General features: G+C 71.7%; 20 protein-coding genes and 1 pseudogene. 8 read left to right on the forward strand and 13 right to left on the reverse strand.

Going from position 1 to position 23892, the window contains the following annotated elements:
* Window positions 1–239 precede the first annotated feature (239 nt).
* The 3 genes from ACQPZA_RS22470 to cydB are packed head-to-tail and all read left to right on the forward strand — an operon-like array spanning window position 240 to window position 4701.
* Window positions 240–2081 (forward strand): glycoside hydrolase family 15 protein, encoded by a 1842-nt coding sequence (locus ACQPZA_RS22470; protein WP_433273446.1) that lies wholly within the window; start codon window positions 240–242, stop codon window positions 2079–2081.
* Between the two features lies 1 nt (window position 2082).
* Window positions 2083–3468 carry a cytochrome ubiquinol oxidase subunit I gene (locus ACQPZA_RS22475; RefSeq protein ID WP_433273448.1) on the forward strand — a complete coding sequence of 462 codons (1386 nt, stop codon included), beginning with the start codon at window positions 2083–2085 and terminating at the stop codon, window positions 3466–3468.
* Window positions 3469–3480: 12 nt separating this feature from the next.
* The gene (cydB, locus tag ACQPZA_RS22480) at window positions 3481–4701 is read left to right on the forward strand and encodes a cytochrome d ubiquinol oxidase subunit II (RefSeq protein ID WP_433273450.1); all 1221 of its coding nucleotides are present in this window, start codon (window positions 3481–3483) and stop codon (window positions 4699–4701) included.
* A gap of 174 nt (window positions 4702–4875) precedes the next feature.
* Here the strand turns inward: cydB and ACQPZA_RS22485 are convergent, their stop codons facing one another.
* The gene (locus tag ACQPZA_RS22485) at window positions 4876–6678 is read right to left on the reverse strand and encodes an ABC transporter ATP-binding protein (protein WP_433273452.1); all 1803 of its coding nucleotides are present in this window, start codon (window positions 6676–6678) and stop codon (window positions 4876–4878) included.
* A gap of 80 nt (window positions 6679–6758) precedes the next feature.
* On the opposite strand from ACQPZA_RS22485, the gene ACQPZA_RS22490 reads away from it, so the two are divergent.
* Window positions 6759–7184 carry a MarR family winged helix-turn-helix transcriptional regulator gene (locus ACQPZA_RS22490; protein WP_433273454.1) on the forward strand — a complete coding sequence of 142 codons (426 nt, stop codon included), beginning with the start codon at window positions 6759–6761 and terminating at the stop codon, window positions 7182–7184.
* Window positions 7185–7187: 3 nt separating this feature from the next.
* Here the strand turns inward: ACQPZA_RS22490 and ACQPZA_RS22495 are convergent, their stop codons facing one another.
* On the reverse strand, window positions 7188–8123 hold the full coding sequence (locus ACQPZA_RS22495) for a LysR family transcriptional regulator (RefSeq protein WP_433273456.1): 936 nt from the start codon (window positions 8121–8123) through the stop codon (window positions 7188–7190).
* 117 nt (window positions 8124–8240) lie between these two features.
* On the opposite strand from ACQPZA_RS22495, the gene ACQPZA_RS22500 reads away from it, so the two are divergent.
* Window positions 8241–9476, forward strand: coding sequence for an MFS transporter (locus ACQPZA_RS22500; RefSeq protein ID WP_433273458.1), 1236 nt, complete (start codon window positions 8241–8243; stop codon window positions 9474–9476).
* 7 nt (window positions 9477–9483) lie between these two features.
* On the opposite strand, the gene ACQPZA_RS22505 is transcribed toward ACQPZA_RS22500, so the two are convergent.
* The 3 genes from ACQPZA_RS22505 to ACQPZA_RS22515 all read right to left on the reverse strand — a co-directional run bounded on the left by ACQPZA_RS22505 (window position 9484) and on the right by ACQPZA_RS22515 (window position 13117).
* Window positions 9484–10482: a zinc-dependent alcohol dehydrogenase family protein gene (locus ACQPZA_RS22505; protein WP_433273460.1), complete on the reverse strand. Its 999-nt coding sequence runs from the start codon at window positions 10480–10482 to the stop codon at window positions 9484–9486.
* 290 nt (window positions 10483–10772) lie between these two features.
* Window positions 10773–12200 (reverse strand): MFS transporter, encoded by a 1428-nt coding sequence (locus ACQPZA_RS22510; protein ID WP_433273462.1) that lies wholly within the window; start codon window positions 12198–12200, stop codon window positions 10773–10775.
* Entirely contained in the window at window positions 12197–13117 is a 921-nt protein-coding gene (locus ACQPZA_RS22515) for an MBL fold metallo-hydrolase (protein WP_169395654.1), read from the reverse strand. Before ACQPZA_RS22515 ends, ACQPZA_RS22510 begins: the two co-directional genes overlap by 4 nt.
* A gap of 101 nt (window positions 13118–13218) precedes the next feature.
* Here ACQPZA_RS22515 and ACQPZA_RS22520 point away from each other — a divergent pair, with 101 nt between their 5' ends.
* Window positions 13219–14136: an AraC family transcriptional regulator gene (locus ACQPZA_RS22520; protein WP_169395655.1), complete on the forward strand. Its 918-nt coding sequence runs from the start codon at window positions 13219–13221 to the stop codon at window positions 14134–14136.
* Window positions 14137–14227: 91 nt separating this feature from the next.
* Here the strand turns inward: ACQPZA_RS22520 and ACQPZA_RS22525 are convergent, their stop codons facing one another.
* Entirely contained in the window at window positions 14228–15127 is a 900-nt protein-coding gene (locus ACQPZA_RS22525; protein WP_433273465.1) for a universal stress protein, read from the reverse strand.
* A gap of 179 nt (window positions 15128–15306) precedes the next feature.
* Here ACQPZA_RS22525 and ACQPZA_RS22530 point away from each other — a divergent pair, with 179 nt between their 5' ends.
* Window positions 15307–17085: a GAF domain-containing protein gene (locus ACQPZA_RS22530; RefSeq protein ID WP_433273467.1), complete on the forward strand. Its 1779-nt coding sequence runs from the start codon at window positions 15307–15309 to the stop codon at window positions 17083–17085.
* A 12-nt stretch (window positions 17086–17097) separates the two neighbouring features.
* Here the strand turns inward: ACQPZA_RS22530 and ACQPZA_RS22535 are convergent, their stop codons facing one another.
* Both ACQPZA_RS22535 and ACQPZA_RS22540 read right to left on the reverse strand, forming a co-directional pair.
* On the reverse strand, window positions 17098–17700 hold the full coding sequence (locus ACQPZA_RS22535; protein WP_433273469.1) for a cytochrome b: 603 nt from the start codon (window positions 17698–17700) through the stop codon (window positions 17098–17100).
* A complete protein-coding gene (locus ACQPZA_RS22540) occupies window positions 17690–18784 on the reverse strand; it encodes a catalase family peroxidase (protein ID WP_433273471.1) in 1095 nt (364 codons plus the stop codon). Before ACQPZA_RS22540 ends, ACQPZA_RS22535 begins: the two co-directional genes overlap by 11 nt.
* Before the next feature lie 378 nt (window positions 18785–19162).
* Here ACQPZA_RS22540 and ACQPZA_RS22545 point away from each other — a divergent pair.
* Window positions 19163–19774: pseudogene (locus tag ACQPZA_RS22545) on the forward strand (alpha/beta fold hydrolase); the annotation flags it as partial.
* On the opposite strand, the gene ACQPZA_RS22550 reads toward ACQPZA_RS22545, so the two are convergent.
* From ACQPZA_RS22550 to ACQPZA_RS22570, 5 genes are all read right to left on the reverse strand, one after another.
* Window positions 19685–20761 (reverse strand): sigma-70 family RNA polymerase sigma factor, encoded by a 1077-nt coding sequence (locus ACQPZA_RS22550; protein ID WP_433273473.1) that lies wholly within the window; start codon window positions 20759–20761, stop codon window positions 19685–19687. The pseudogene ACQPZA_RS22545 and the gene ACQPZA_RS22550 overlap by 90 nt on opposite strands.
* A 66-nt stretch (window positions 20762–20827) precedes the next feature.
* Window positions 20828–21772 (reverse strand): alpha/beta hydrolase, encoded by a 945-nt coding sequence (locus tag ACQPZA_RS22555; RefSeq protein WP_433273475.1) that lies wholly within the window; start codon window positions 21770–21772, stop codon window positions 20828–20830.
* Window positions 21773–21998: 226 nt separating this feature from the next.
* Window positions 21999–22733 (reverse strand): DUF6319 family protein, encoded by a 735-nt coding sequence (locus ACQPZA_RS22560; RefSeq protein ID WP_433273477.1) that lies wholly within the window; start codon window positions 22731–22733, stop codon window positions 21999–22001.
* Window positions 22734–22838: 105 nt separating this feature from the next.
* Window positions 22839–23345 carry an ATP-binding protein gene (locus ACQPZA_RS22565; protein ID WP_433273479.1) on the reverse strand — a complete coding sequence of 169 codons (507 nt, stop codon included), beginning with the start codon at window positions 23343–23345 and terminating at the stop codon, window positions 22839–22841.
* Window positions 23346–23407: 62 nt separating this feature from the next.
* On the reverse strand, window positions 23408–23854 hold the full coding sequence (locus ACQPZA_RS22570; RefSeq protein WP_169395664.1) for an STAS domain-containing protein: 447 nt from the start codon (window positions 23852–23854) through the stop codon (window positions 23408–23410).
* Between the last annotated feature and the right edge of the window lie 38 nt (window positions 23855–23892).

The following is a 23892-nucleotide window of genomic DNA, read 5'->3' on the forward strand; positions in this document are numbered from 1 at the left end:
CTCGGGTGGCGCTGTCGTGTCGCGGTCACCGTGCGGCGGCTCACCGGGGCAGCGCATCACCTTCCCTGTGTGACCCGGACACCACCGACGGTGCGCGCGGCCCCCGGTTCACCGGCGTGCGGACGACGGAATCCGGGCCGGCACGACCGGGCGACGGGGGCACTCCTCCGTATCGGGTGATGCACGAGCGCCTCGCCATGACGACGGTGGGCTGCCAGGCCCACCCGCAGGAGGCAGCCATGACCGAGGCAGCGATCGCCGACCACGGCCTGATCGGCGATCTCCAGACCGCCGCGCTGGTCAGCACGGACGGCTCCGTCGACTGGTTCTGCTGTCCCCGGTTCGACTCGCCGAGCGTGTTCGGCGCCCTCCTCGACGACGAGAAGGGCGGGCATTTCCGGATCCGGCCACAGGCCGACTACGACTCGCGGCAGCTGTACTTCCCCGACACCGCCATTCTCATCACCCGGTTCACCACCGCTGCCGGGATGGGCGAGGTGGTCGACTTCATGCCGCCGGCGGGCACGGTGCCCACGGCGAACCACCAGTTGGTCCGGATGATCCGCTGCGTCCGGGGCGAGATGACGTTCGACATCGACATCGCGCCACGCTTCGACTACGGCCGCCGGGCCCACCGCACGGACGTGACGCCGAACGGGGTCGTCTTCACCACCGACGCCATGACGCTCACGCTGCACGTCGTGCGGGAGCCAGGCGACGAGCGGCTGGCGCACGTCCGCGTCGACGAGAACGACATGCACGTCGAGCTCTCGCTGAAGGCCGGTGAGGTCCGGGGGGTGGTGCTGGAGTCGGGCGCCGTCGGCCCGCCCCGGGAGATCCGGGTGGCCCAGTTCCAGCAGATGCACGACGACACCGTCCGGTACTGGCGCACCTGGCTCTCCCGCTGCACCTACACCGGGCGCTGGCGCGAGACCCTGCAGCGCTCGGCGATCACCCTCAAGCTCATGACCTACGCCCCGACCGGGGGGCTGGTGGCCGCACCCACGACCGGGCTCCCCGAGCAGATCGGCGGCGAGCGCAACTGGGACTACCGCTACACCTGGGTGCGCGACGCGTCCTTCTCCGTCTACGCGCTGCTCCGGCTCGGGTTCAAGGAGGAGTCCGCGCAGTTCAGCCAGTGGCTACGCGACCGCGCCGACGAGCGGGTGGGCGGCGAGGGCGGGCCGCTCAACATCATGTACCGCGTCGACGGGTCCTCCGACCTCAAGGAGGAGTCCCTGGAGCACTGGTCGGGCTACCGGGGCTCGCGTCCGGTCCGGATCGGCAACGGTGCGTCCGACCAGCTCCAGCTCGACATCTACGGGGAGGCCCTCGACAGCATCTACTTCGCCGACCGGCGCGGGCTCGAGGTCGGGCATCGCGGCTGGATGGCGGTGCGCGAGCTGCTGAACTGGCTCACCGACCACTGGGACCAGCCGGAGGAGGGCATCTGGGAGACCCGCGGGGGGCGTCAGGACTTCACCTACGGGCGGCTGATGAGCTGGGTGGCGTTCGACCGGGGAATCCGGATGGCGTCCGTGCACGGACGCCCGGCCCCGCTCATCCGCTGGACCGAGGCGCGCGACGCGATCTACGAGCAGATCATGGAGAAGGGCTGGAGCCCGAAGTCCGGCTCGTTCGTCCAGCACTACGGCAGCGAGACGCTCGACTCGTCGTTGCTGCGGATGTCCAGCGTCGGGTTCGTCTCCCCGTACGACCCGATGTGGGCCTCCACGCTGCGGGCGATGGAGGACGAGCTGGTCACCGACAGCCTCGTCTACCGCTACGACCCCGAGGCGTCCCCCGACGGGCTGGAGGGCTCGGAAGGCACGTTCTCGCTCTGCTCGTTCATGTTCGTCGACGCGCTCGCGCGGGCCGGCAGACTGGACGACGCCCGGCTCGCGTTCGAGAAGATGCTCACCTACTCCAACCACGTGGGGCTCTTCTCCGAGGAGATCGCCCTGTCCGGCGAGCAGATCGGCAACTTCCCGCAGGCCTTCACCCACCTCGCCCTGATCGACGCCGCGATCACCCTCGACGAGGCGCTCGACCGGGGCCGGCCGGCGCTGACGGGCGACTGACGTGGACGCGGTCGACCTGGCCCGGTTGCAGTTCGCGAGCACGTCGATCTACCACTTCCTGTTCGTGCCGCTCACGATCGGGCTGGCGCTGCTCGTGGCGCTCCTGCAGACGCAGTGGTACCGGACCGACCGGCCGGAGCACCTGCGCCTGACCCGGTTCTTCGGCGTGCTGCTCGTGATCAACGTGGCCGTCGGCGTGGTCACCGGGCTGGTGCAGGAGTTCCAGTTCGGGATGAACTGGTCGGGCTACTCGCGGTTCGTGGGCGACGTGTTCGGCGCCCCGCTCGCCATGGAAGGCCTGGCGGCGTTCTTCCTCGAGTCGGTGTTCCTCGGACTGTGGATCTTCGGCTGGAACCGGCTGTCCCGGCGGGTGCATCTCGCCACGATCTGGCTGGTCGCGCTGGGCGGCGTCCTCTCGGCCGCGTTCATCATGGCGGCGAACTCGTGGATGCAGAACCCCGTCGGGTACGTGATCAACCCCGACACCGGGCGCGCGCAGCTCACCGACATCGGGGCCGTGCTGACCAACCCGGTGTTCCTGCGCAGCTACCTGCACGTGCTGCTGGCGTCGCTGGTCACCGCGGCGGTCGTCATGCTGGCCATCTCGGCCTGGCACCTGCGCCGCCGTCCCGACGACCAGGGTTTCCGCAGCTCGGCGCGGCTCGCCCTCGTGGTGCTGGCGCCGGCTACGGTGCTCAACCTGCTGGTCGGCAGCGAGCTCGGGGTCACCGAGGGCGAGTTCCAGCCGATGAAGATCGCCGCGGCCGAGGCGCAGTGGGAGACCTGCCAACCGTGCTCGTTCTCGATGTTCCAGATCGGCGGCGGCAACAACGACCAGACCCCGGACAAGATCATCGCGGTTCCCCACCTGCTGTCGCTGCTCGCCACGAACTCGTGGGACGGCCAGGTGGTGGGCATGAACGATCTTCAGGCCCAGTACGAGCAGCAGTACGGACCCGGGAACTACGTGCCCAACGTCTTCATCCAGTACTGGGCGATGCGGGTGATGGCCTACCTCGCCACCCTCATCGTCCTGGTGGCGCTCTGGGGCCTGTGGCGGTGGAACCGTCTGGGGTCGTCGCCGTGGTTCCTGCGGGCGGCGCTGTGGAGCCTGCCGCTGCCCTTCCTGGTCAACACCGCGGGCTGGGTCCTCACCGAGAACGGCCGCCAGCCCTGGATCGTGCAGGGGCTGCAGCTCACGCGGGACGGCGTCTCACCCTCGGTGGGCACGGCCACGATCGTCGTCAGCCTGGTGGTCTTCATCGCGCTCTACGGAGCGCTCGCCGTCGTCGACTGGCTGCTGATGGCGCGCTACGCCCGTCGAGAGCTGGAGCCCGAGACACCCCCGGCCGAGGTCGAGCAGCCGGCCCACGCGCCGAGCTACTGAGCGGGAGCCCTGATGACGACGCTCGCGATCGTCTGGTTCATCGTCCTGACCGTGGTCTGGACGGGGTTCCTGCTGCTGGAGGGCTTCGACTTCGGGGTCGGGATGCTGCACCGGCTGGTGGGCCGCGACGAGGAGGGCCGCTCGCTCGCCATCCGGACCATCGGCCCGGTGTGGGACGGCAACGAGGTCTGGCTGATCGTCGCCATCGCGGGGACCTTCGCCGCGTTCCCCGCCTGGTACGCGACGGCGCTCTCGGCCTTCTACCCGCTGATCCTCATCGTGCTGGTGGCGCTGATCCTGCGCGGGGTGTCCTTCGAGTTCCGGTCGCACGCGGCGACCGCGCGGAGCCGGAACCTCTGGTCGTGGGCACTGGCCGTCGGGAGCCTGGTCGCCCCGCTCGGCCTCGGGATCATGCTCGGCGGGTTCCTCGGCGGGATCCCGATCGACGCCCGGGAGGAGTTCGTCGGCGGGTTCGGCGACCTGTTCCGGCCCTACGCCGTGCTGACCGGTGTGACGATCGCGCTGGTCTGCCTGCTTCACGGCGCCGTGTTCCTCGCGATGCGGACCACCGATGACATGCGCCTGCGTGCGCTTCGCATCGCGAAGGTCCTCGGGCCCGTCGTGGCGCTCCTCGTCATCGCCTGGGTCGCCCTGACCCGCTTCGACCAGGGGGGCGCGCTGCTGTCGGTGATCGAGCTCGCCACCGCGATCGTCGTGATCGCCGCTGCGCTGCTGGTGCACGCGGAACGGGAGGTGGCGGCGTTCACCGCCACCCTCGCCACGGCGGCGGGCATCGTGGTGTCGCTCTTCTCCGAGCTCTACCCCCGCGTGATGGTCTCCAGCCTCGACGCGGCGAACGACCTCACGATCGCGACCACCGCGTCGTCGCCCTACGCGCTGGCGGTGATGACCGTCGTGCTCGGCGTGCTGCTGCCCGTCATCCTCGTGTACCAGGGCTGGACGTTCTACGTGTTCCGGAACCGGGTGAGCCGGGCCGACCTCACCGACGACGACGGCGGCGGCGGGGCCGGCCCGCCGCCGCGGCCCCCCACGGCCGATGTGGACGCACCGACCGTCCGGCCGGACAGCCGGGAGCTGCACCCGGTCCGGCCCGAGTTCCGGTTCGTCACGTGGCTGCTGGCCTGGGCGGCGGCGCTGGTGGTCGCCCTCGTGCGGGGCCGGGGAGGTCCGGGCACCCGTTCGCAACCGGCCGGCGGTGAACGCCCCCGCTGAGCCCCGGCCACATGCGGCCCCGGTCAGGGGACTCGCCCGCGCAAACCGGGCGACTCGCGCACGGGAAACGGGCGACTCGCGCGGCCGGAACGGGCGACTCGCGGAGCTTGCGCGGGCGGCCACGGCGCCGGGACTGCGCCGAGCCCAGGGTCACGCGGAAGTGATGTGGTCGGCTCAGGCGGCCAGGCTGGCGTAGCGGCCGTGGCGGGCGACCAGGCTGTCGTGGGTGCCCGACTCCACGATGCGGCCGTGGTCGATCACGACGATCTGGTCGGCGTCGCGCACCGTGGAGAGCCGGTGGGCGATGGTGATCGTCGTCCGACCGCGGCTGAGCTCGTCGAGGGCGCGCTGCACGGCCCGCTCGGTCTCGGTGTCGAGCGCGCTGGTCGCCTCGTCGAGTACCAGCACCCGCGGGTTGCGCAGCACGGTGCGCGCGATGGCGATGCGCTGCTTCTCCCCGCCGGAGAACCGGTGGCCGCGGGAGCCGACCACGGTGTCGTAGCCCTCGGGCAGGCCGGCGATCAGGTCGTGGATCTGCGCGGCCCGCGCCGCCGCCTCGATCTCGGCGTCCGTGGCGTCGGGCCGGGCGTAGCGCAGGTTCTCCCGGACGGTGGTGTGCAGCAGGTAGGTCTCCTGGCTGACCACGCCGACGATCCGCGCGAGGTCGGCCAGGCGCATGTCGCGCAGGTCGACGCCGTCGATGGTGATGCGGCCGGCGTCGGGGTCGTGCAGGCGCGCGACCAGGGAGGCCAGCGTGCTCTTGCCCGACCCGGTCTCCCCCACCAGCGCGAGCGTGGAGCCGGCGGGGACGTCCAGCGAGACCCCGGCGACGGCGGCGACGTCGCTGCCGGGATAGGTGAAGGTGACGTCCTCGGCGCGGACGTGCCCCTCGACCCGAGCAGGGTCGATGTCCACGGGCGAGGCCGGGTCGTCGACCTCCACCAGCAGGTCGAGGTACTCGAAGATGCGGGCGAACAGCGCCAGCGAGCTGACCAGCGACACGCCGACGTTCAGCAGGCCGAGGATCGGCCGGAAGAGCCCGGCCTGGAGCGTGGTGAAGGCGACCAGCGTGCCGATCGTCATCGCCCCGGCGGTGAAGGGCAGGCCGGCGCTGAGGTAGATGACGGCGGGGATCGCGGCGAAGACGACGGTGGTGGCGGCCATCCGCCAGCGCCCGGCGAGCTGGGAGCGCAGTTCGAGGTCGACCAGCCGCTCCGACGAGCTGGTGAACCGCTCCACCAGCGCGGGACCGGTGCCCATCGTCTTGGTGAGCTGCACCGCGCTGATCGACAGCCCCTCGTCGATGATGACGTTCAGGTCGGCGAGCTCGCGCTGCTGGGCGGCGGTGATGGCGCGCCGCAGCCGGGCCACGCGCCGGGTCAGCCAGATCGACGGCGGCAGCACCACCAGCGAGACCAGCGTCAGCTGCCAGCTCAGGGCGAGCATGGCGACCAGGGTCCCGATGACGGTGGTGAGGTTCGAGGCGAGCGAGGTGGCCGTCGAGGTGACGACGCTCTGCATGCCGCCGATGTCGTTGGTGATCCGCGACTGCACCTCACCCGTGCGGGTGCGGGTGAAGAAGGCGATCGACTGGCGTTGCAGGTGGCTGAAGACGTCGGTGCGCAGCCCGTGCATGACCTTCTGGCCGACGCTGGTGGAGATCCAGGTCTGCACGACGCCCAGCGCGGCGGTCACGGCGGCGACGGCGACCATGCCGAGGACCAGCCAGACCAGGAGGGTCAGGTTCTGGTGCGGGAGGGCGTCGTCGATGACGGCGCGCAGCAGGAACGGCGAGGCCAACGCGACGACGGACGACACGACGATGGTGACGGTGACCGTGGCGATGGACCAGCGGTGCGGGATGAACAGCCCCGCGATCCGGCGCAGGGACACCTCCTTGGCCTGCGCCTTCTCCGCACTGCTGACGGTGCGGCGGCCTGATCGTAGGAGTTTGTTGGTCGAGACTTCGGACGCCAAGTTCGGTACTCCCTCTGCTGGAACTTGCTGAGGTTACCTCAACATGAGGGAACAACGGTACCGCTTGCTACGGTATTCCGGTGAGCGAGGCGCCCGAGGAGACCGAGGAGACGCTCGCCGAGACGTTCCGCGGGGTCGCGCGCCAACTACGCCACCAGACCCAGCGCACGCTCGCCCCCTGGAACGTCACTCCGTCCCAGGCCCGCGCGCTGGGCGTCCTCACCCGGCACGGGTCGATGCGCCTCGGCGCCCTCTCCGAACACCTGCGCATCGCCGCGCGCTCCGCCACCGAGGTGGTGGACGCGCTGGCGGAGGACGGGCTGGTCGAGCGGCACGCCGACCCCTGCGACCGGCGCGCCACCCTCGTCGCCGTGACCGCGCGCGGCGCCGAGGTGGCCACCGGGATCCGCGCCGCGCGGGCCGCCGAGGCGGAGGAGTTCTTCGCCAAGCTCGACGACGCCGACCGGGAGTCCCTCGCCCGGATCCTGCGCGCCCTACGGACCTGAGGTTCAGTGTCCGCCACTCGACGGCGGCACGTCCGGCCATCCGACGGGGATGCGGCCGGAGAACTGCTCCGACAGAAGTGAGAGCAGGGCCCGCGCGGCTGCGCCGGTCGCACGCGCCGTCGGTGCCGCCACCGAGAGCGGCCAGTCCAGGTCGGCACCGACCACCCTGACCTGCCGCAGGTCGTCGCCGGGCCGCACCGCCACTCGGGGCAGCAGGGCGACGCCGATGCACTCCCTGACGAAGTCGGCGGCGGCGACGATGTCGGTGATCTCGATGGCGACGTGGCGGTGCAGACCCGCGGCCGCGAAGGCGCGGTCGGTGACGCCGCGGTTGCCGTAGCCGATCGGGAAGTCGACGAACGGCTCGTCGGCGAACATCTCGATGCGCACCTCGTCCTCCTCGGCGAGCCGATGGCCGGCCGGGACGACGAGGTCGAGCGGCGTCGAGGCGAGCTCACACCAGTCGACTCCGCCCGGAGCGCGGCCCGACATGGAGACGAACGCCAGGTCCAGGCGTCCGTCAGCCAGCGCCTCGACCAACCCCTGCGAACCGGACGGAGCTACCGAGATCTGCAGGACGACCTCGGGGTGGCGGCGGTGGTAGCGGCCGAGCAACCCCGGCAGGTCCAGCGTGCCGAGCGAGGACATGGTGCCGACCCGCAGGGTGCCGCGCAGTCCGCCGCGGACCTGGTCGAGGGCGTCACGAGCGTCGCGGGCCGCGTCCAGGGTCGCCCGGGCACCCGGCAGCAGTGCAGCTCCGGCGTCGGTCAGCGCGACCCGCTTGGAGGTGCGGTGCAACAGCTCGGCGCCGAGCTCACGTTCCAGAGCCTTGATCGCCGCCGACACCCCGGACTGGACGACGTGCAGCCTGGCCGCGGCCCGGGTGAAGTTCCGCTCCTCGGCCACGGTCACGAAGTACTGCAGGTGGCGCAGCTCCACGGGCAACGATCGTAGTTTCTGATGGTTACGAGCACCACGATTCATTGGACACGATCGGTCTCGGAACGGAACCTGGAGTCGTTCCACCCGCCGTCACGATGATCCGAAGAAGGAACGATGTCGGTCTCCATTCCCCAGCAGGCGCGGACAGCCGCGCCCGCGTCCCGACGGCACGATGTCGGCTTCTGGCTGGTCGCGTTCAGCTTCCTGACCGCCATGGCGTTCTCCACCGTTCCGACCCCGCTGTACGCGATCTACCAGCAGCAGGACGGCTTCTCGACGCTCACGGTCACCATCGTGTTCGGCGCATACGCCATCGGTGTGGTGACCAGCCTGCTGCTGGCCGGCCACGTCTCCGACTGGCTCGGCCGCAAGCGTGTCCTGATCGCGGCGCTGGCCGTGCTGACGGTGTCGGCGCTGATCTTCCTCATCTGGCACGCGCTCCCCGCCCTGCTGGTGGCACGGCTGCTGTGCGGGCTCGGCGTCGGCATGGTCACCGCCACCGCCACCGCGTTCCTCAACGAACTTCATGCGGCCGGGCGTCCTGACAGCGGTCAGGGGCGATTCGAGCTGGTGTCCACTGCGGCCAACATCGGCGGCCTCGGCGTCGGCCCTCTCGTCTCCGGCTACCTCGCACAGTTCGTCGCCGCGCCGCTGCGCACCCCGTTCGCGGTCTTCACCGTGCTGCTCCTGCTGAGCATCGTGGCGGTCTCGCTCAGCCCGGAGACGGTGCAGCGCCCGGCTGAGCGGCCCCGCTACCACCCGCAGCGGGTCACCGCCGACCACGGCGACCGCGCCGGTTTCGTCGCGGCCGCCGCCGGCGCCTTCCTCTCCTTCACGATCTTCGGACTCGCCACCTCGCTGGATCCCGGCTTCGTCGCGGGCACGCTGCACCAGCCGGGGCGCCTGCTCGCGGGCGCGGTGGCGTTCGTCGTCTTCGGCGCAGCCGCGCTGGCCCAGTCGACCACCACGTCGATGCCGCTCGGCACACGCAACGCCCTGGGTCTGGCCGGCGTGGCGATCGGCATGATCGCGCTGGTCACGGGCATGGAGATCACCTCGTTCGCCGCGTTCCTGATCGGCAGTGCCGTCGCCGGTGCCGGCGCAGGCGTCCTGTTCAAGTCCGCGGTCGGCACCGTCGCCGCGATGGCCGCCCCGGCGGTCCGTGGAGAAGCGCTGGCCACGCTGTTCTTCGTCTCCTACGTCGGGCTGATCCTGCCGACGCTCGCGCTGGGCATCGCCAGCAGGTTCGTGGACGCCCGGACCTCCATGGTCTGGTTCGGCGCCGTGATGCTGCTGCTCGCCGCCGGTGCCGCGGTCCTCGCCCGGCGGGTGCGCACCCGCTCCGCCTGATCCGGGGTCACGGGACGAGGACGGCCGCGCCGGTGACGCGGTCCGCGGCGAGGTCGGCGAGCACCCGGTCGGCCTCGGCGAGGGGGTGCGGCGTGACCGCGGGCCGCACCCGCAACGTGGCAGCGAGCCGGAGGAACTCCTCGCCGTCGGCCCGGGTGTTGGCCGTGACGCTGCGCAGCTGCTTCTCCCGGAACAGCTCGTCGGCGTAGACCATCCGCGGCACGTCGGTGAGATGGATGCCCGCCACCGCGAGGGTGCCGCCCTGGTCCAGAGCCCGCATCGCCACCGGGACGAGATCGCCGGCCGGGGCGAAGAGCACAGCGGAGTCCAGGGCCTCGGGCGGCTCCGCCTCCGCGGGCCCGGCCGAGGCGGCCCCGAGCTCGATGGCGAGCTCGCGCGCCTGCGCCGAGCGGGTCAGCACGTGGACCGTGGCGCCCTGCGCGATCGCGACCTGGGCGACGACGTGCGCAGACGCCCCGAAGCCGTAGATCCCGAGCCGGCCTCCCGGCGGCAGCTCCGCCCGTCGCAGAGCCCGGTAGCCGACGATCCCCGCGCACAGCAGCGGAGCCGCCTGCGCGTCGCCGAGCGCCGCGGGCAGCCGGTAGGCGAACGCCTCGGGCACCACGGCGTGCTCGGCGTAACCGCCGTCGGCGTCCCAGCCGGTGAACCGCGCCGCGAGGCACAGGTTCTCCCGCCCGGTGCGACACCACCGGCAACGCCCGCAGGTGCCGCGCAGCCAGGCGATCCCGATCCGCTCACCCACAGCGAAGCGGTCGGCTCCCGCGCCACGCGCCTCGACGAGACCGACCACCTCGTGGCCGGGCACAGTGCGCGGCCGGCGCGGGAGCAGGTCTCCCTCGGCCAGATGCAGGTCCGTTCGACACACCCCGCACGCCAGCACCCGGACCCGGACCTCCCCCGGGCCGGGCTCCGGCACCGGCAGCTCCACCGACCGCAGCGGGCCGCTCTCGACCGGCCCGGGAGTCTCCACGACCCATGCGCGCATGGCCCCACCGTGCCCGTACGGGGAGGGGCACGGCAGGGCCGTTGGTGGTGTTGCGACCGGCGCGCCACCCTCGTCGCCGTGACCGCGAGCGGCGCCGAGGTGGCCGCCGGGATCCGCGCCGCGCGGGACGCCGAGGCCGAGGAGTTCTTCGCCAAGCTCGACGACGCCGACCGGCATCGCTCGCCCGGATCCTGCGCGCCCTACGGACCTGAGGTTCGGCGTCCACCGCTCGCCGGTGGCGGTGCCCGGCGGGGACGACCAGGTCGAAGCCACGAAGCCGCGACCGGGGCTCACTGCCGGCCCGGCCGGGCTGTGGGCAGGAAGAACGCGATGAACAGCCCGACCACCATCGCCCCGGCCGCGATCAGGAACGACAGGCGGAAGCCGTCGATGCTCGGGACCGCGACCCCGTTCACGTCGTTCGCAGTGCCGGCGAGGACCGTGCCGACGGCGGCGCTGGCGATCGTGGCGCCGACCGAACGCATCAGGGCGTTGAGGCCGTTGGCCGCGCCCGTCTCCGATGCCCGGACCGCACCGACGATCAGGGCAGGCGGTGAGGAGTAGGCGAGGCCGATGCCAGGGCCCAGGATCAGCACGATGACCAGGCTCTGCCACGGCGCGCTCATCAGGCCGAGGCCGGCGACGTAGCCGATCGCGATGATCGCCATGCCGAGGATCAAGGTGACCTTGGATCCGTACGCCGCGGACAGCCGGGCGTGGACGGGGGTCGTGAGCAGCATCGTCACGCCGAGCGGTGCCACGAGCAGGCCCGCGACCACCATCGACCGGCCGAGTCCGTGGCCCGTGGCCTCCGGCAGCTGGAGCAGCTGGGGAAGGACCAGCGTGACGACCAGGAACGACGCGCCGACCATGATCGAGGCGAGGTTGGTGAGGAGCACCGCGGGGCGGGCCGAGGTGCGCAGGTCCACCAGCGGTGCGCCCAGGCGCAACTCCAGCACGCCCCACAGGACCAACACGACCGCCCCCGCGGCGAACGTCCCGAGGACGGGACCGGAGGTCCAACCCCAGTCGCCGCCCTTGGCGATCGGCAGCAGGACGAGGACGAGACCGGTGGACAGCCCGATCGCGCCGAGCATGTCGAAGCTGCCCTGCGCGCGGGCCGGCGACTCGGGGACGACGAGGACAATGAGGGCGACGCAGAGGACGCCGAGGCCTGCGGAGCCGTAGAACAGGACGTGCCAGTCGGCGTGCTGGGCGACCAGGGCGGCGGCGGGCAGACCGAGGCTGCCGCCGATTCCCATCGAGGAGCTCACCAGCGCCATCGCCGAGCCGGCCTGCTCACGGGGCAGTGTGTCCCGGATCAGGCCGATGCCGAGAGGCACCGCGCCCATCGCGACGCCCTGGAGGGCCCGGCCGGGGACCATCGTGGGCAGGTCGCTGGTGAGGGCGCTGACCAGCGCGCCGACGACCATCACCGCGAGGCCGAGGACCAGCATGCAGCGCTTGCCGTAGAGGTCGCCGAGGCGACCGAGGATCGGTGTGGCGACGGCGCCGGAGAGCAGGGTCGCGGTGACGACCCACGTCGCGTTGCTCGCCTCGGTGTCCAGCAGCTGCGGCAGCTCCTTGATCACCGGGACAGGCAGGGTCTGCATCACGGCGACGACGACGCCCGCGAAGGCGAGTGCCGGGCCGAGGGCCCGTGGTGCTCCGGCCGAGTGCCGGTCGGACGCGCGGCTGTGAACCAGCGCGTCACTCACGGACGGACGGGGCTGAACGCAGCCCACGGCCCGAGCACGAACCGGCCGTTCTCCTGCCGGATCTCCAGGGCGCCGGCCCCACCGAAGTGCGCGGGGACCACCAGCTCCCGTTCGTCGACCGCCCGCTGCAGGACCCGGCGGCGGCTCGCCACCGCCTGCTCCGGTGCCAGGCAGGCGTTGCTGTTGCAGCAGGGGTCGAGGATCTGCAGGGGGCTGTGCAGCAGGTCGCCGACGAAGACCGCCCGGTCGCTGCCGGACGCCAGCCGCAGGACGGAGGAACCGGGAGTGTGGCCCGGCGCCGACTCCAGAGTCAGGTTCTCGTCGATGCGGTGCTCGCCGTCCCACAGCTCGACCAGCCCGGCCTGGTGGACCGGCGCGACACTGTCCTCGTAGATCAGGCGCTCGACCTCCTGCGTGCCCCCTCCGTACGAGTTCTGCGGGCCGAAGTGGAAGTCGTCTGCTGCCGGGATGAGGTACTGGGCGTTCGGGAACGTCGGTGCCCAGGTGCCGTCGGCGCCGAAGGTGTTCCATCCGACGTGGTCGACGTGGAGATGGGTGTTGACGACGACGTCGATGTCCTCCGGGCGGACACCGGAACCCCTCAGCCGACCGAGGAGATCGTCCTGGCGGTGGTGGAAGTACGGCGCCATGCCCGGCCGCTCGCGCCCGTCGCCCGCCCCGGTGTCGACCAGGACGGTTCGCCCGGTGCTGCGCAGCACCCAGGACTGCAACGCGATGACCGTCCGGCCGGTGTCGGGATCCCAGTGGTCCGGTGCCAGCCGGCCCACGTTCTTCTCCCACGTCCGGGCAGGTGCTCCCGGGAACATGTCGGATGCCGGCAGGAACGGCTGGTGCCACTCGACGATCCGGATGACCTCGACGTCACCCAGCACCAGGATTTCTGGATCACTCTGCATGCGTTCGACGCTAGGTTCCTCGAGCGAGCATCTCGATGCGTGATCTGCTCAGGAAGATACGTGATCCGCTCACGGCCCATCCACACGGATATCGTGACCGCGTGGATGTGGTCAGCGACGCAATCTCGGCCGTGCACCTCGGGCACCCGTCGTCCCAGCGCGTGCGCACGGGCGGGAGCTGGTGTGCGCGGCTGGACCCGTACGCCGGCGCGGGCTTCTACGTCGTCCTGAAGGGCAGCTGCTGGCTGCGGACCGACGGCGGCACCCTGGTGCCCCTCGGGGTCGGTGACGCGCTGCTGCTCCCGCACGGCACCGGCCATGTGATTGCCGACTCCCCGATCGACGCGTCGGTGGCGGCGGAAAAGGCCGTGCCGTTCGAGCGGTGGTTCGCGGAGACCGGGCCGCGCGACGAGACGGAGCTGCTCTGCGGCAAGTACCGGCTCGACTGCAGCCGCCTGCACCCGCTCATGGCGGAGCTGCCCGAGGTCCTCCACCTACCCAACCGGGTGGGCGGTCACCTCGAACTCCGCGCGGCGATCGACCTGCTGTCCGGCGAGCTGGACCAGGTGCGTCCCGGCTCGTGCGTCGCGCTCCCGAACCTGCTCGACCTCCTGCTCGTCTACATGATCCGTTCCTGGATGGCCGAGGCCACCAGTGGATCCTGGCCCGGCGCACTGGCTGACCCGGTCACGGCCGCCGCGCTGCGGGCCGTCCACTCGGACCCGGCGGCCCCGTGGACGATCGATCGCCTGGCTGCTGCCGCGGGCGCCTCGCGCGCCACGCTGTCGCGCCGGTTCACCGCGTTGGTCGGCCGTCCGCCGATGGCCTACCTGACGTGGTGGCGCCTGATCCTCGCCGCCGGCCTCCTCCGGGACACCCCGAACACCCTGGCCAGCATCGCTGATCGGGTCGGCTACGGCAGTCCGTACGCGCTCTCGCACGCCTTCGAGAGGGAGTTCGGCACCACACCCGGGCGGTACCGGGTGGAGGCAGCGGGTCGGTCCGGCTTCCCCACGTGACACTGTCATCACGATGCACGTCGTTCGCCGCGTTCCTGATCGCCGGGGTCCTCGCCCGGCGGGTGCGCACCCCGCGCCGCCTGATCCGGGGTCACGCCTTCTTCTCAGCGGGAGGGCGGACGACCGCGACCGAGCAGTGCGCCCGGTGCAGCACGGCGTGGCTGACCGAGCCGAGCAGCAGCCCGGCCGCCGCACCCCGGCCGCGGGACCCCACCACCACCAGCTGCGCGCGCCGGGACTCCTCCACCAGAGCGCGCGCCGGACGGTCGGGCGTGACCAGCCGCTCCACCGCGACGTCGGGGTACTTCGCACCCCAGCCGGCCAGCCGCTCGGCCAGCACCTCCCGCTCCTCGGCCTCGATCAGGTCCCAGTCGAGAAGCGGCACGACCCGGTCCAGGACCTGGTCCCACCAGGCATGCACGGCCACCAGCGGCACGCCCCGCCGGCTCGCCGCGTCGAACGCGAAGGCCACCGCAGCCTCGCTGAGCTCCGAGCCGTCGACACCCACCACCACCGGACGCTCACGGTCCTCGACGGAGTCGTCCTCCTCGCGGCGCACCAGTACCACCGGGCACTCCGCCCGCGAGACCATCGCCACGGAGACCGAGCCCACCAGCAGGCCGCTCACTCCCCCGTACCCCCGGTCGCCGAGGACGACCAGCTGGGCCCGCCGGGACTCCGCCGCCAGCACCGGGATCGGGAACCCGACGACGAGCTGCTGCTCCACCTCGTCGGCCCCCGCCGTCTCCCCGGCCACGGCGACCGCTTCCGCCAGCTGGCGCCGCGCCGCCTTCAGCATGATCTCCCGATAGTCCGAGCCGAGCCCGACCTGCCCGAGGGGATGCTCCTGGTTCCAGTCGAAGGCCGTCACCACCCGCAACGGCACACCCCGACGCACGGCCTCGGCCGCCGCCCAGCGCACTGCATCGAGCGCGCTGTCCGAGCCGTCGGTCCCGACGACCACCGTCCGGCCGGAGTACTGAGCGTCCATGGTGTTCCTCCTCGGTCCCTGGTCTCGAGTGTGTCCCGAGCCCGGAGGGCCCGGCACCGGCCGACGGCCCTGGTCAACGGGACCTGCGACCCGGGTGATGCGAGTCTCGCCGCCCGCCGGCTGCATTGCCCGCTCTGGCGGCCGATGGTACGAAGGGCGCGTTCGAGCTGGGAGAATCCGTGTCTGCTGACCACGCCGCACCCGACGACGCCTCCGAGGGCTCCGGGCAGGGTGCGGGCGGTGCCGATCTCGGTGGGAGCCATCTGACCTTCCCCGACCTGCCCCGCCTGGAGCTCGACCAGCTACTGGGCCAGCTGGTCGACCGCGCCCAGGAGGTCATGGCCACCCAGGGCCGTCTCCGCGGGCTGCTGACCGCCAACCAGCTGATCATCACGGACCTCACGCTCCCCGTCGTGCTCCGACGGATCGTCGACGCCGCCCGCGACCTCGTCGGCGCCCGCTACGCCGCGCTCGGGGTCATCTCCCCCGACGGCGGGCTCTCCGAGTTCGTCCACACCGGAATGCCCCCCGACGCCGTGGAGCAGATCGGGCACCTCCCCGAGGGCAAGGGACTGCTCGGTGTGCTCATCGAGGACCCCCACCCCATCCGACTGGACCGCATCGCCGACGACCTCCGCTCCTCCGGCTTCCCCCCGGGCCACCCGCCGATGAACAGCTTCCTCGGTGTCCCCATCCGGATCCGCGACGAGATCTTCGGCAACCTCTACCTCGCCGAGAGCACCAAGGGCACCTTCAGCGCAGAGGACGAAGAGCTCACCAGCGCCATCGCCGCCACCGCCGCGGTGGCCATCGACAACGCACGCCTCTACGAGTCCGCCCGCACCCACGGTGAATGGCTCCAGGCCTCGGCCGCGATCACCAGTGAACTGCTGGCCTCACCCACCACCGAGCGGGCCACCCACCCACTGCAGCTGATCGCCGAGCACAGCCGCGAGATCGCCGGCGCCGACCTCGTCACCGTCGCCCTGCCCACCGGCGACACCGGGGACGAGCTGTGCGTCGAGGTCGCCGTCGGCACCGGGGCGGAGCGCCTGATCGGCAGACGCGTACCGCTGTCAGGTTCCCTGGAAGGCACCGTGCTGCGCACCGGTCGACCGCTGCGCCTGGCCCACCCCGACAACGAGACGCGACTGGGATCGGTGGCACCGGAGGACCTGGACGTCGGCCCCGTCCTGGTCCTGCCCCTCGTCGGGTCCCGCCGGGTCCAGGGCGTCCTCAGCGCCGCACGCCTGCGCGGACGCACCGCGTTCAGCGCCCCCGACCTCGACATGGCCGGCAGCTTCGCCAACCACGGCGCCATCGCCATCGAACTCGCCCAGGCCCGCGCCGAACAACAACGCGCCGCCATGCTCGACGAGCGCGACCGCATCGCCGCCGACCTGCACGACCACGTCATCCAGCGACTCTTCGCCGCCGGGCTGTCCCTCCAAAGCGTCGCCATGACCCTCGGACCCGGCCCCACCACCGACCGCGTACTCACCACCGTGGCCGACCTCGACGCCACCATCACCCAGATCCGCACCACCATCTTCCAACTCCACGACCTGCCCCGAGCCGACCCCGCCGGCCTGCGCGCCCGCCTGCTCCACGTCGCCACCGACGCCGCCAAAGCCCTGGGATTCGAACCGGCCGTCCGGTTCACCGGCGCGGTGGACACCCTCCCCACCGACATCGGAGAGGACCTCGTCGCCGTCCTGCGCGAAGCGCTCACCAACGTGGCCCGCCACGCCCACGCCCACACCGCCGAGGTCGACCTCACCGCCCGCCCCGACCGGCTCCTCCTCACCATCCGCGACGACGGCATCGGCATCACACCCACCACCCACACCAGCGGGCTGGCCAACCTCCACCGCCGCGCCCAACGACACGGCGGCACCTTCGACGCCGGCCCCCGCAAGCCCACCGGCACCGTCCTGACCTGGTCAATCCCGACGTAGGACCAGGCCGGCCTAGCGCGGTGGTGCCTCGCTGCCGTATCCCGGGGCGCGCCAGAACGCCATCCGGTCCAGCACCCGGTCCCTGATCACGATGGTGTGCACCAGCACGCCGGCCAGGTGCGCCGCGAACGTCAGGTAGAGCAGGTAGGCCGCGGCGATGTGGGCGCGCAGGAGATCGGCGAACAGGGTGATGTTCTGCGGCGCGATGTGCGGCAGGTACAGCGACCCGAAGAGGACGATCGGCTCGCCGGACGCGGACACCATGGCCCAGCCGATGAGCGGCTGGACGAGCAGGAGCGCGTAGAGCAGCCGTTCCGAGTACTTCGCGGCGAGCCGGTCCAGCCGCACCATCCCCGGTGGGAGGGGTGGCGGGGTGTGGGTCAGCCGCCAGCCGATCCGTACCAGTACGAAGAGGAGGATGGCGATGCCCAGCGGCTCGTGAATAGTGACGAGGAAACGGAAGTCGCCGACCGAGGTCACCATGAACACGCCGATGAACAGGATCGCGACCACCATGACCGCCATCGTCCAGTGCAACAACCGCGCGACCCGGGTGAACCGGACCGGAGCGGGCGTCGCCGACGGGGTCGTGGTCGGCGTCGGTTCACTGCTCATGATCCACCTTGGTGATCCGGGGCCCGCTCGGCTGCTGTCCGACCTGGACCTCGCTGGGCCGATGGGGCTCGCGCGTCCTGCGCTGGTAGGACTGCGCGTACACGGCGGACCGCGCGGCGAGCAGCGGGTCGTCCGACAGGGCGATGCCATCGGGCAGCACGGTCGGGTCGAAGTTGACGTCCCGCGCGTTGCCGGGGGCCTCGGTCTGCAGTGAGTCGATGGTGAGCGTGCCCACCTCGACCTGGCGCCGGTTGGCGGGCCAGGCCGTCGTGGCGTCGTTCGTCGGGTCGCCCGGCTCTCCGACCGTGATCAGGAACCGCCAGCGCACGGGGCCCTGCATCACCTTGGCGACGAGCGCGTCGAAGAGGTAGTCCTTGCCCGGCGCCACGCCCGCGCCCATCGGCTGGGACGGTTCTTCGGGCATCATCGTCCAGCGCACGGGCACGGTGTCGCCTGCCGAGTTGGTGAAGCGGAAGGCGTTCAGCCCGTGGAACGGGCTGTTGTACAGCCCGCTCGACGGCGGGGTCTTGCTGATCACCGCCATGGCGCGGGCGGTCTCGGGGTACTTCGCCAGGAACGCCGCGACCTTCGCCGGGTCGGGCTTGCCCGTGCCCGGCACCGGCTGGGTGGCCAGCAGCCGTTCGTAGAAGCCCTGCGGCACCCGGTCGGTGAACACCGGCACGTTCACCATCGCGGTGCGCCACTGCGCGCCGTCCGGCAGGTGGAACAGCACGGCGAGACCGCGGACGGTGGAGTTGGCGTCGGCGACGGTCGGCATCCCGCCGGAGATGGAGAACCGTGCGGTGACCGGTGTCGTACCGCGCTGGAAGAGGGCCGCCCGGGACAGTGCGGTGCCCGCGCCGTTGCTGGTGAAGACCCCGGCGGCGCTCACCCCCTTGGCGTGGTTGCGGCGGAACCCGTCGTGCTTGCCGAACACCTGCTCGAAACGATCCACGAACCGGGACGGCGTCAGGGTGTCGGGCGTGAACCAGCCACCGGCCCCGAGGAAGGCGCCGACGTTCACCGCGCTGACTCCGCCGACGGCGGCCAGGCCGAGCAGAACGCTGCGGCGGTTCAGCGGCATCCGACCGGCGGGCGATGCAGCGTCCGATTGGTCACCAGGTGGCGGTATGGGGTTGATTTCGTCGTCCACGGACTCTCTTCTCGCTGCTTTCAGATCGCTTACACACGCGGTCCGGTACGGAGCGTGTTCTCTGAATCCAGGATACGGACTGTCCAGTTTCCAGAACTGATCCAGCAGTCGCCGTCACGACATCGTCATTTATTTTCCGAGGCCCGGAGAGCCGCCGGCAGGCGGCCGGCTCCGGATCGACCCAGCGCGACCGATCAGTTCCCGGGCGTCGGCTGGTCTGCCCTTCGCACCCACAACCACAGCGAAAGGCGGACCATGGCCACCACGACCGGCACCGAAGGTGCCTACGTCACCGTCAACGGCCTGCGGATGTACTACGAGATCCACGGCAGCGGGCGGCCACTGATCCTGCTGCACGGCGGGATGCTCACCATCGACCTCTCGTTCGGGCGGGTGTTGCCCGCTCTGGCCGAGCAGCACCAGGCCATCGCCGTCGAGCTGCAGGGGCACGGGCACACCGGGGACATCGACCGGCCGCTGCAGCTGGACCTCCTGGCCGACGACGTGGTCGCGCTGATGGACCACCTCGGCCTCGAACGGGCCGACCTCTGCGGCTTCAGCCTCGGCGGCCTGGTCGCCACCGAGCTGGTGGTGCGGCATCCGGAGCGGGTCGACCGGCTGGTGCTGGCGGCCACCCACTTCCGCCCCGACGGCTACCACCCGGAGATCCTCGACCCGCGACAGGACTCCCCACGCCTGCCCACCGCGGCCGACTTCGCCGAGATGCAGCAGGCGTACGCCGCCGTCGCGCCCGACCCGGGCCACTTCGAGGCCTTCCTGGAGAAGGCCCAACCGCTGGTCAGCGACTTCCGGGGCTGGTCGGACGAGCAGCTACGGGCGATCACCGCGCCCACCCTGCTCGTCATCGGTGACACCGACTTCGTTCGCCGAGAACACGCCGACGCCATCCAGGCCCTGCTGCCGGACGCCCGCCTGGTGGTGCTGCCGGACTGCACGCACATGGCGGTGACGCGGCACGCGGATGTGCTGGGCGTGCTGCAGGAGTTCCTCGACCGGTAGGCCGGCGCGCCGGCACCGACATGTCCGACGGCGGGCGCCCCGCGCTCGGGGCGCCCGCCGGCTCACGGGGCGACAGAGATCCCCGCGAGCTCGACCGGAGGCGAGCAGCTCTTCGAGGACGAGGAGGTTGCCCGTCTGCGCGGCGGTGCGGAACGCCTCCAGGAGATGCCGGTGCTCGCAGCGGCCCACGGGGTCACACCGCCTGAAGGCGAGGTGTCTGCGGGCGCGGCTGACGAGCTGGCGGGCGTTGACCTCGCTGAGCTCCAGGATGGTCGCGATCCCCGGGTACCCGTAGTCGAAGGCTTCCCGGAGAACGTAGGCCGCCCGTTCCGTGGGTGTGAGCTTCGCCAGCAGCAACAGGACCCCCAGCTCCAGCGCCTCGCCCCGTTCGGCGCCGATCTGAGGATCCGCGCCGGTGTCCACCGGCTCGGGAACCCCGGGGCCGAGGTAGGTCTCCCGTCGGCGCCGCGCGGATCGGAGGACGTTGATCGCCATCCGGGTGGTCGCGGTGATGAGGAACCCCGGCGGATCCATCACGGCCGTGCGATCGGTGGTCTGCCACCGCAACCAGACCTCCTGCACGATGTCCTCGGCTTCCAGCGAACAGCCGAGCATGCGGTAGGCGACGCCGAAGAGCCGGGGGCGCAGCCCGACGAAGACGGAGGCGGCCTGGTCGAGTGTCGACGGCGTCTCGCGAGAACCCGAATTCATGATCGCGATTCGCCCTCCGCAGCCTCCTGTTCCTGCCGTCTTCGATACTAGATGCGCATACTGCTCGAATTGCCGGTAATTGGGCCGTACAGCCCGGCCCGGGCCACCATTCGGCGGAGCCCTGGAAATCAACTCGAAACAGTGGACCACGCCCGGGCAGATTCGGGTGATCACCATTTCTCGCCGTAGCGACGCGCGGACGGTGCCGCCGTGCGGCGGCACCGCCCAGCGGGCGCACGACGATCACCCAGTGGCGAGAGCCTTCCGCAGGACGGCTGTCGCCTGCTCGACGGCGGCGGTGGCCGCGTGGGTCCCACGGACGGGGTTGAGCAGCATGAAGTCGTGGATGATCGCGTTGTAGCGCACGCTCGTGGTCGGCACACCCGCTTGCGTCAGGCGGCGCGCGTAGGCCTCGCCCTCGTCGCGCAGCACGTCGTTCTCGTCGACGATCACGAACGCGGGCGGCAACCCGGCGAGCTCGTCCAGGTCCGCCCGCAGTGGTGACGCGGTGATCTCGCCGCGCCTGCCGTGGTCGGGCAGGTAGGCGTCCCAGAACCAGGCCATCGCCTTCGCGGTGAGGTACGGCCCGTCGGCGAACTGCCGGTAGCTCCCGGTGTCCTGGGCGGCGTCGGTCACCGGGTAGTACAGCGACTGGTGCCGGAAGGTCACGTCGCCGCGCTGCTTGGCGAGGATCGCGAGGACCGCGGTCATGTTGCCGCCGACCGAGTCACCCGCGACGACGAGCCGGGACGCGTCGAGCCCCTCGGTCCGGCCGTGCTCGGTGATCCACCGGGCGGTGGCATAGGCCTGCTCGATCGCCACCGGGTACTGAGCCTCCGGGGACCGGTCGTACTCCACGAACACGACCGCGGCGTCCGCGCCGACGGCGAGCTCACGGACGAGCCGGTCGTGGGTGCCGGCATTGCCGAGGATCCACCCGCCGCCGTGGACGTACAGGACAGTCGGCAGGTCGTCCGGCGCGCCGACCGGCTTGACGATGCGGACCCGCACGTCGCCGACCTCGGCCGGCACCGTGATCCAGGTGTCGTCGACGTCGAGCTTGTCGACCGGCGCCGCCTGGATGTCGTCGAGAACCTTCCGGGCGCCGTCCGCGCCGAGCTCGTACAGGAACGGCGGCTCGGACGTCGCGTCGGCGATCTCCTGAGCCGCAGGCTCGAGAATTGGCATGCTCATATCCGGTGGGTTTCCTTCCCCTGGTGTCGTGTCGACCTTCCGGGCAGTTCCGATCACTCGCCTGGTGGGCAGCGTGAATCGGACCCTGCGCAGTAGGACCGGGCAGGCACCGCTTCTGTGACAGGGAAGGAAGAAAGCGGAAAAAAGCGGAGGCGGAAGCGCCGGTCGCCGGGCCGCGCGGACGGGTGCGGTGCCGTCCGCGCGACGCGACTGCCGACGATCAGCTGCTGAGCTCCTGCAACGCCCGCTGGGCGGCTTCGAGCTCGGTGCGCAGCCGCTCCACGCGGTCGAGCTGGCGCTGCCGGGCCGCCTCGAGTGACGCCTCGATCGCCTCGGCCACCACCGGCGGCAGCGACCGGGCCGCCCTGGCGACGTCGGCAGGCTGCACCGAGGTGGGCCGCACGGTGCGCTTCTTGCCGACCATGACCTCGACGGTCCACTCCCCCTCGGCGGTGGCGCTCAGGGTGACGGTGACCTCGACCGGGCGGGCGGCGGTCCGGCCCCCCGCGGGACGGGGACGATCCGGGGCCCTCTCCGCGGCGGGCGCGGGCGTGCTCTGCCGATCGGGCACCACCGGTGGGCTCTGCCGCTGTGCCACGGCCGGGATGCTCTCCGGCTCGGGCTGCTGCTGCGGCCTGCTCGGCGGGGAGGGCGGCTCGCTCTCCGGTGCGGTCCGCTCCGGAGCTCGCGCCGCGGGCTGCGGAGCCGGCTTTCGGGCCGGCCGGATGCGCGTGAGCTCGCTCGGCGAGCAGAACATCGTGTCGCGCTTGCCTGCCGGGCGGACCTGGATGAAGTCGCCCTCGGCCATGTCGTCGATCGAGATCACCTTCGCCGAGCCACCGGCGGGGACACCGACCGCGGCCGAGGTGAACCACACCGTGAACGGTTTGCCGCCCGACAGCTCCGTGCGCGCGGCCGCCAGGTCCTGCTCCGAAAGCGATTTCGGTGCGGCCATCGTGAGTAGCTCCCCCTTGCCTCGAGTGGGCTGCATTGTGCACCGGGGGTCCGACAGAACTGGTGACCGGTCCGGCCGGAGATCAACAGCGGGCCGGCGGCGGGCTCAGCTCAGGGGTGCGGCCTGCGGTACCGACGGCGTGCGGATCACGAGTGTGGTGCCTGCGGCGGTCGGCCGGAGGACCACCTCGGCCATGCACGACCGGATCAGCGGCAGCCCCCGGCCGCGGTCGGACGGTCCCGGCACCGGTGGCCGCCAGGTGCCGCGGTCGCGGACGGCCAGCACGATCTGCCGTCCGCCGTCAGGGGCCGGGACGACCTCGGCGTCGATCTCGACGGGGGCGTGGTCGGGACGCGCGGTGCTGCGCGCCTCGATGCCGTAACCGTGCTCGACGCTGTTGCTCACCGCCTCGCTGACGGCGAACACCACGTCGTCGAGCTGGTCGCTGGGCCACCGGTGCTCGGTCAGCCACGTGGTGAGCCGGTCGCGCGCCAGCGACGGCGCCACCCACTCCGCGCCGAGGCGCACCCGGAGCACCGCGCCGACAGCGGCACGGCGGAACGCATGGGGGCGTGGGGCCCACTCGTCTCGGTCGCACGGAGGCACCATCATGGGCGCTGACCTGGGTGACGGCGCCGACCTGGGTGACGCGTGAGGCTGCCCACGACGCCCCGTCAGCGGTCGCGCAGGGCGTCGGCGACGTCGTGGTAGAGCTCCAGGAACCCGTCCAGCCCGCTGCGCTCGATCGGGCGGACCACGGGGCGGCTCGAGTCGACCACGATCCGCAGCGGCTTGTAACCACGCTGCTCGACAGCCTCCCGGGCACTCGTGGTCAGGGTGTGCAGCCCCGGTGACCCGAGGAACCCGACCTCGCTGAGGTCCACCACAAGCACCCGCCCGTCCAGCCGCTCGAACGCATCCGAGATCGCATCGTGCAGACGCGGCGCTGTCAGGCCGTCGACATCGCCCCGCACGGCCAGGATGACCGCATCAGGCCGGTCCCGCACGGCGACAGCCATCAGCTGCTCTCGCGGCGGGGCCTGCTGCGCCTGGTGCCGGTGCGGCAGCTCCGGCTGCTCCCGGCACCCCTCAGAAGGGGGCTGCCCGTCCTCCTGGACCATGCCGCGCACCCTACGGTCAGCCTCCGGGTGGCCGAGCA

Origin of the sequence: Pseudonocardia xinjiangensis (assembly GCF_050948425.1) — a bacterium.
GTDB classification, from domain to species: Bacteria; Actinomycetota; Actinomycetes; order Mycobacteriales; family Pseudonocardiaceae; genus Pseudonocardia; species Pseudonocardia xinjiangensis.

Bases quoted from the DNA above. Each gene is read 5' to 3' on its own strand.
- ACQPZA_RS22515 (WP_169395654.1), bottom strand. From the start codon at position 13,117: ATGCAGAGTGATCCAGAAATCCTGGTGCTGGGTGACGTCGAGGTCATC.
- ACQPZA_RS22540 (WP_433273471.1), bottom strand. From the start codon at position 18,784: ATGCCGCTGAACCGCCGCAGCGTTCTGCTCGGCCTGGCCGCCGTCGGC.
- ACQPZA_RS22570 (WP_169395664.1), bottom strand. From the start codon at position 23,854: ATGGTCCAGGAGGACGGGCAGCCCCCTTCTGAGGGGTGCCGGGAGCAG.
- cydB (WP_433273450.1), top strand. From the start codon at position 3,481: ATGACGACGCTCGCGATCGTCTGGTTCATCGTCCTGACCGTGGTCTGG.
- ACQPZA_RS22500 (WP_433273458.1), top strand. From the start codon at position 8,241: ATGTCGGTCTCCATTCCCCAGCAGGCGCGGACAGCCGCGCCCGCGTCC.
- ACQPZA_RS22555 (WP_433273475.1), bottom strand. From the start codon at position 21,772: ATGCCAATTCTCGAGCCTGCGGCTCAGGAGATCGCCGACGCGACGTCC.
- ACQPZA_RS22565 (WP_433273479.1), bottom strand. From the start codon at position 23,345: ATGATGGTGCCTCCGTGCGACCGAGACGAGTGGGCCCCACGCCCCCAT.
- ACQPZA_RS22525 (WP_433273465.1), bottom strand. From the start codon at position 15,127: ATGGACGCTCAGTACTCCGGCCGGACGGTGGTCGTCGGGACCGACGGC.
- ACQPZA_RS22470 (WP_433273446.1), top strand. From the start codon at position 240: ATGACCGAGGCAGCGATCGCCGACCACGGCCTGATCGGCGATCTCCAG.
- ACQPZA_RS22505 (WP_433273460.1), bottom strand. From the start codon at position 10,482: ATGCGCGCATGGGTCGTGGAGACTCCCGGGCCGGTCGAGAGCGGCCCG.
- ACQPZA_RS22535 (WP_433273469.1), bottom strand. From the start codon at position 17,700: ATGAGCAGTGAACCGACGCCGACCACGACCCCGTCGGCGACGCCCGCT.
- ACQPZA_RS22560 (WP_433273477.1), bottom strand. From the start codon at position 22,733: ATGGCCGCACCGAAATCGCTTTCGGAGCAGGACCTGGCGGCCGCGCGC.
- ACQPZA_RS22550 (WP_433273473.1), bottom strand. From the start codon at position 20,761: ATGGTGATCACCCGAATCTGCCCGGGCGTGGTCCACTGTTTCGAGTTG.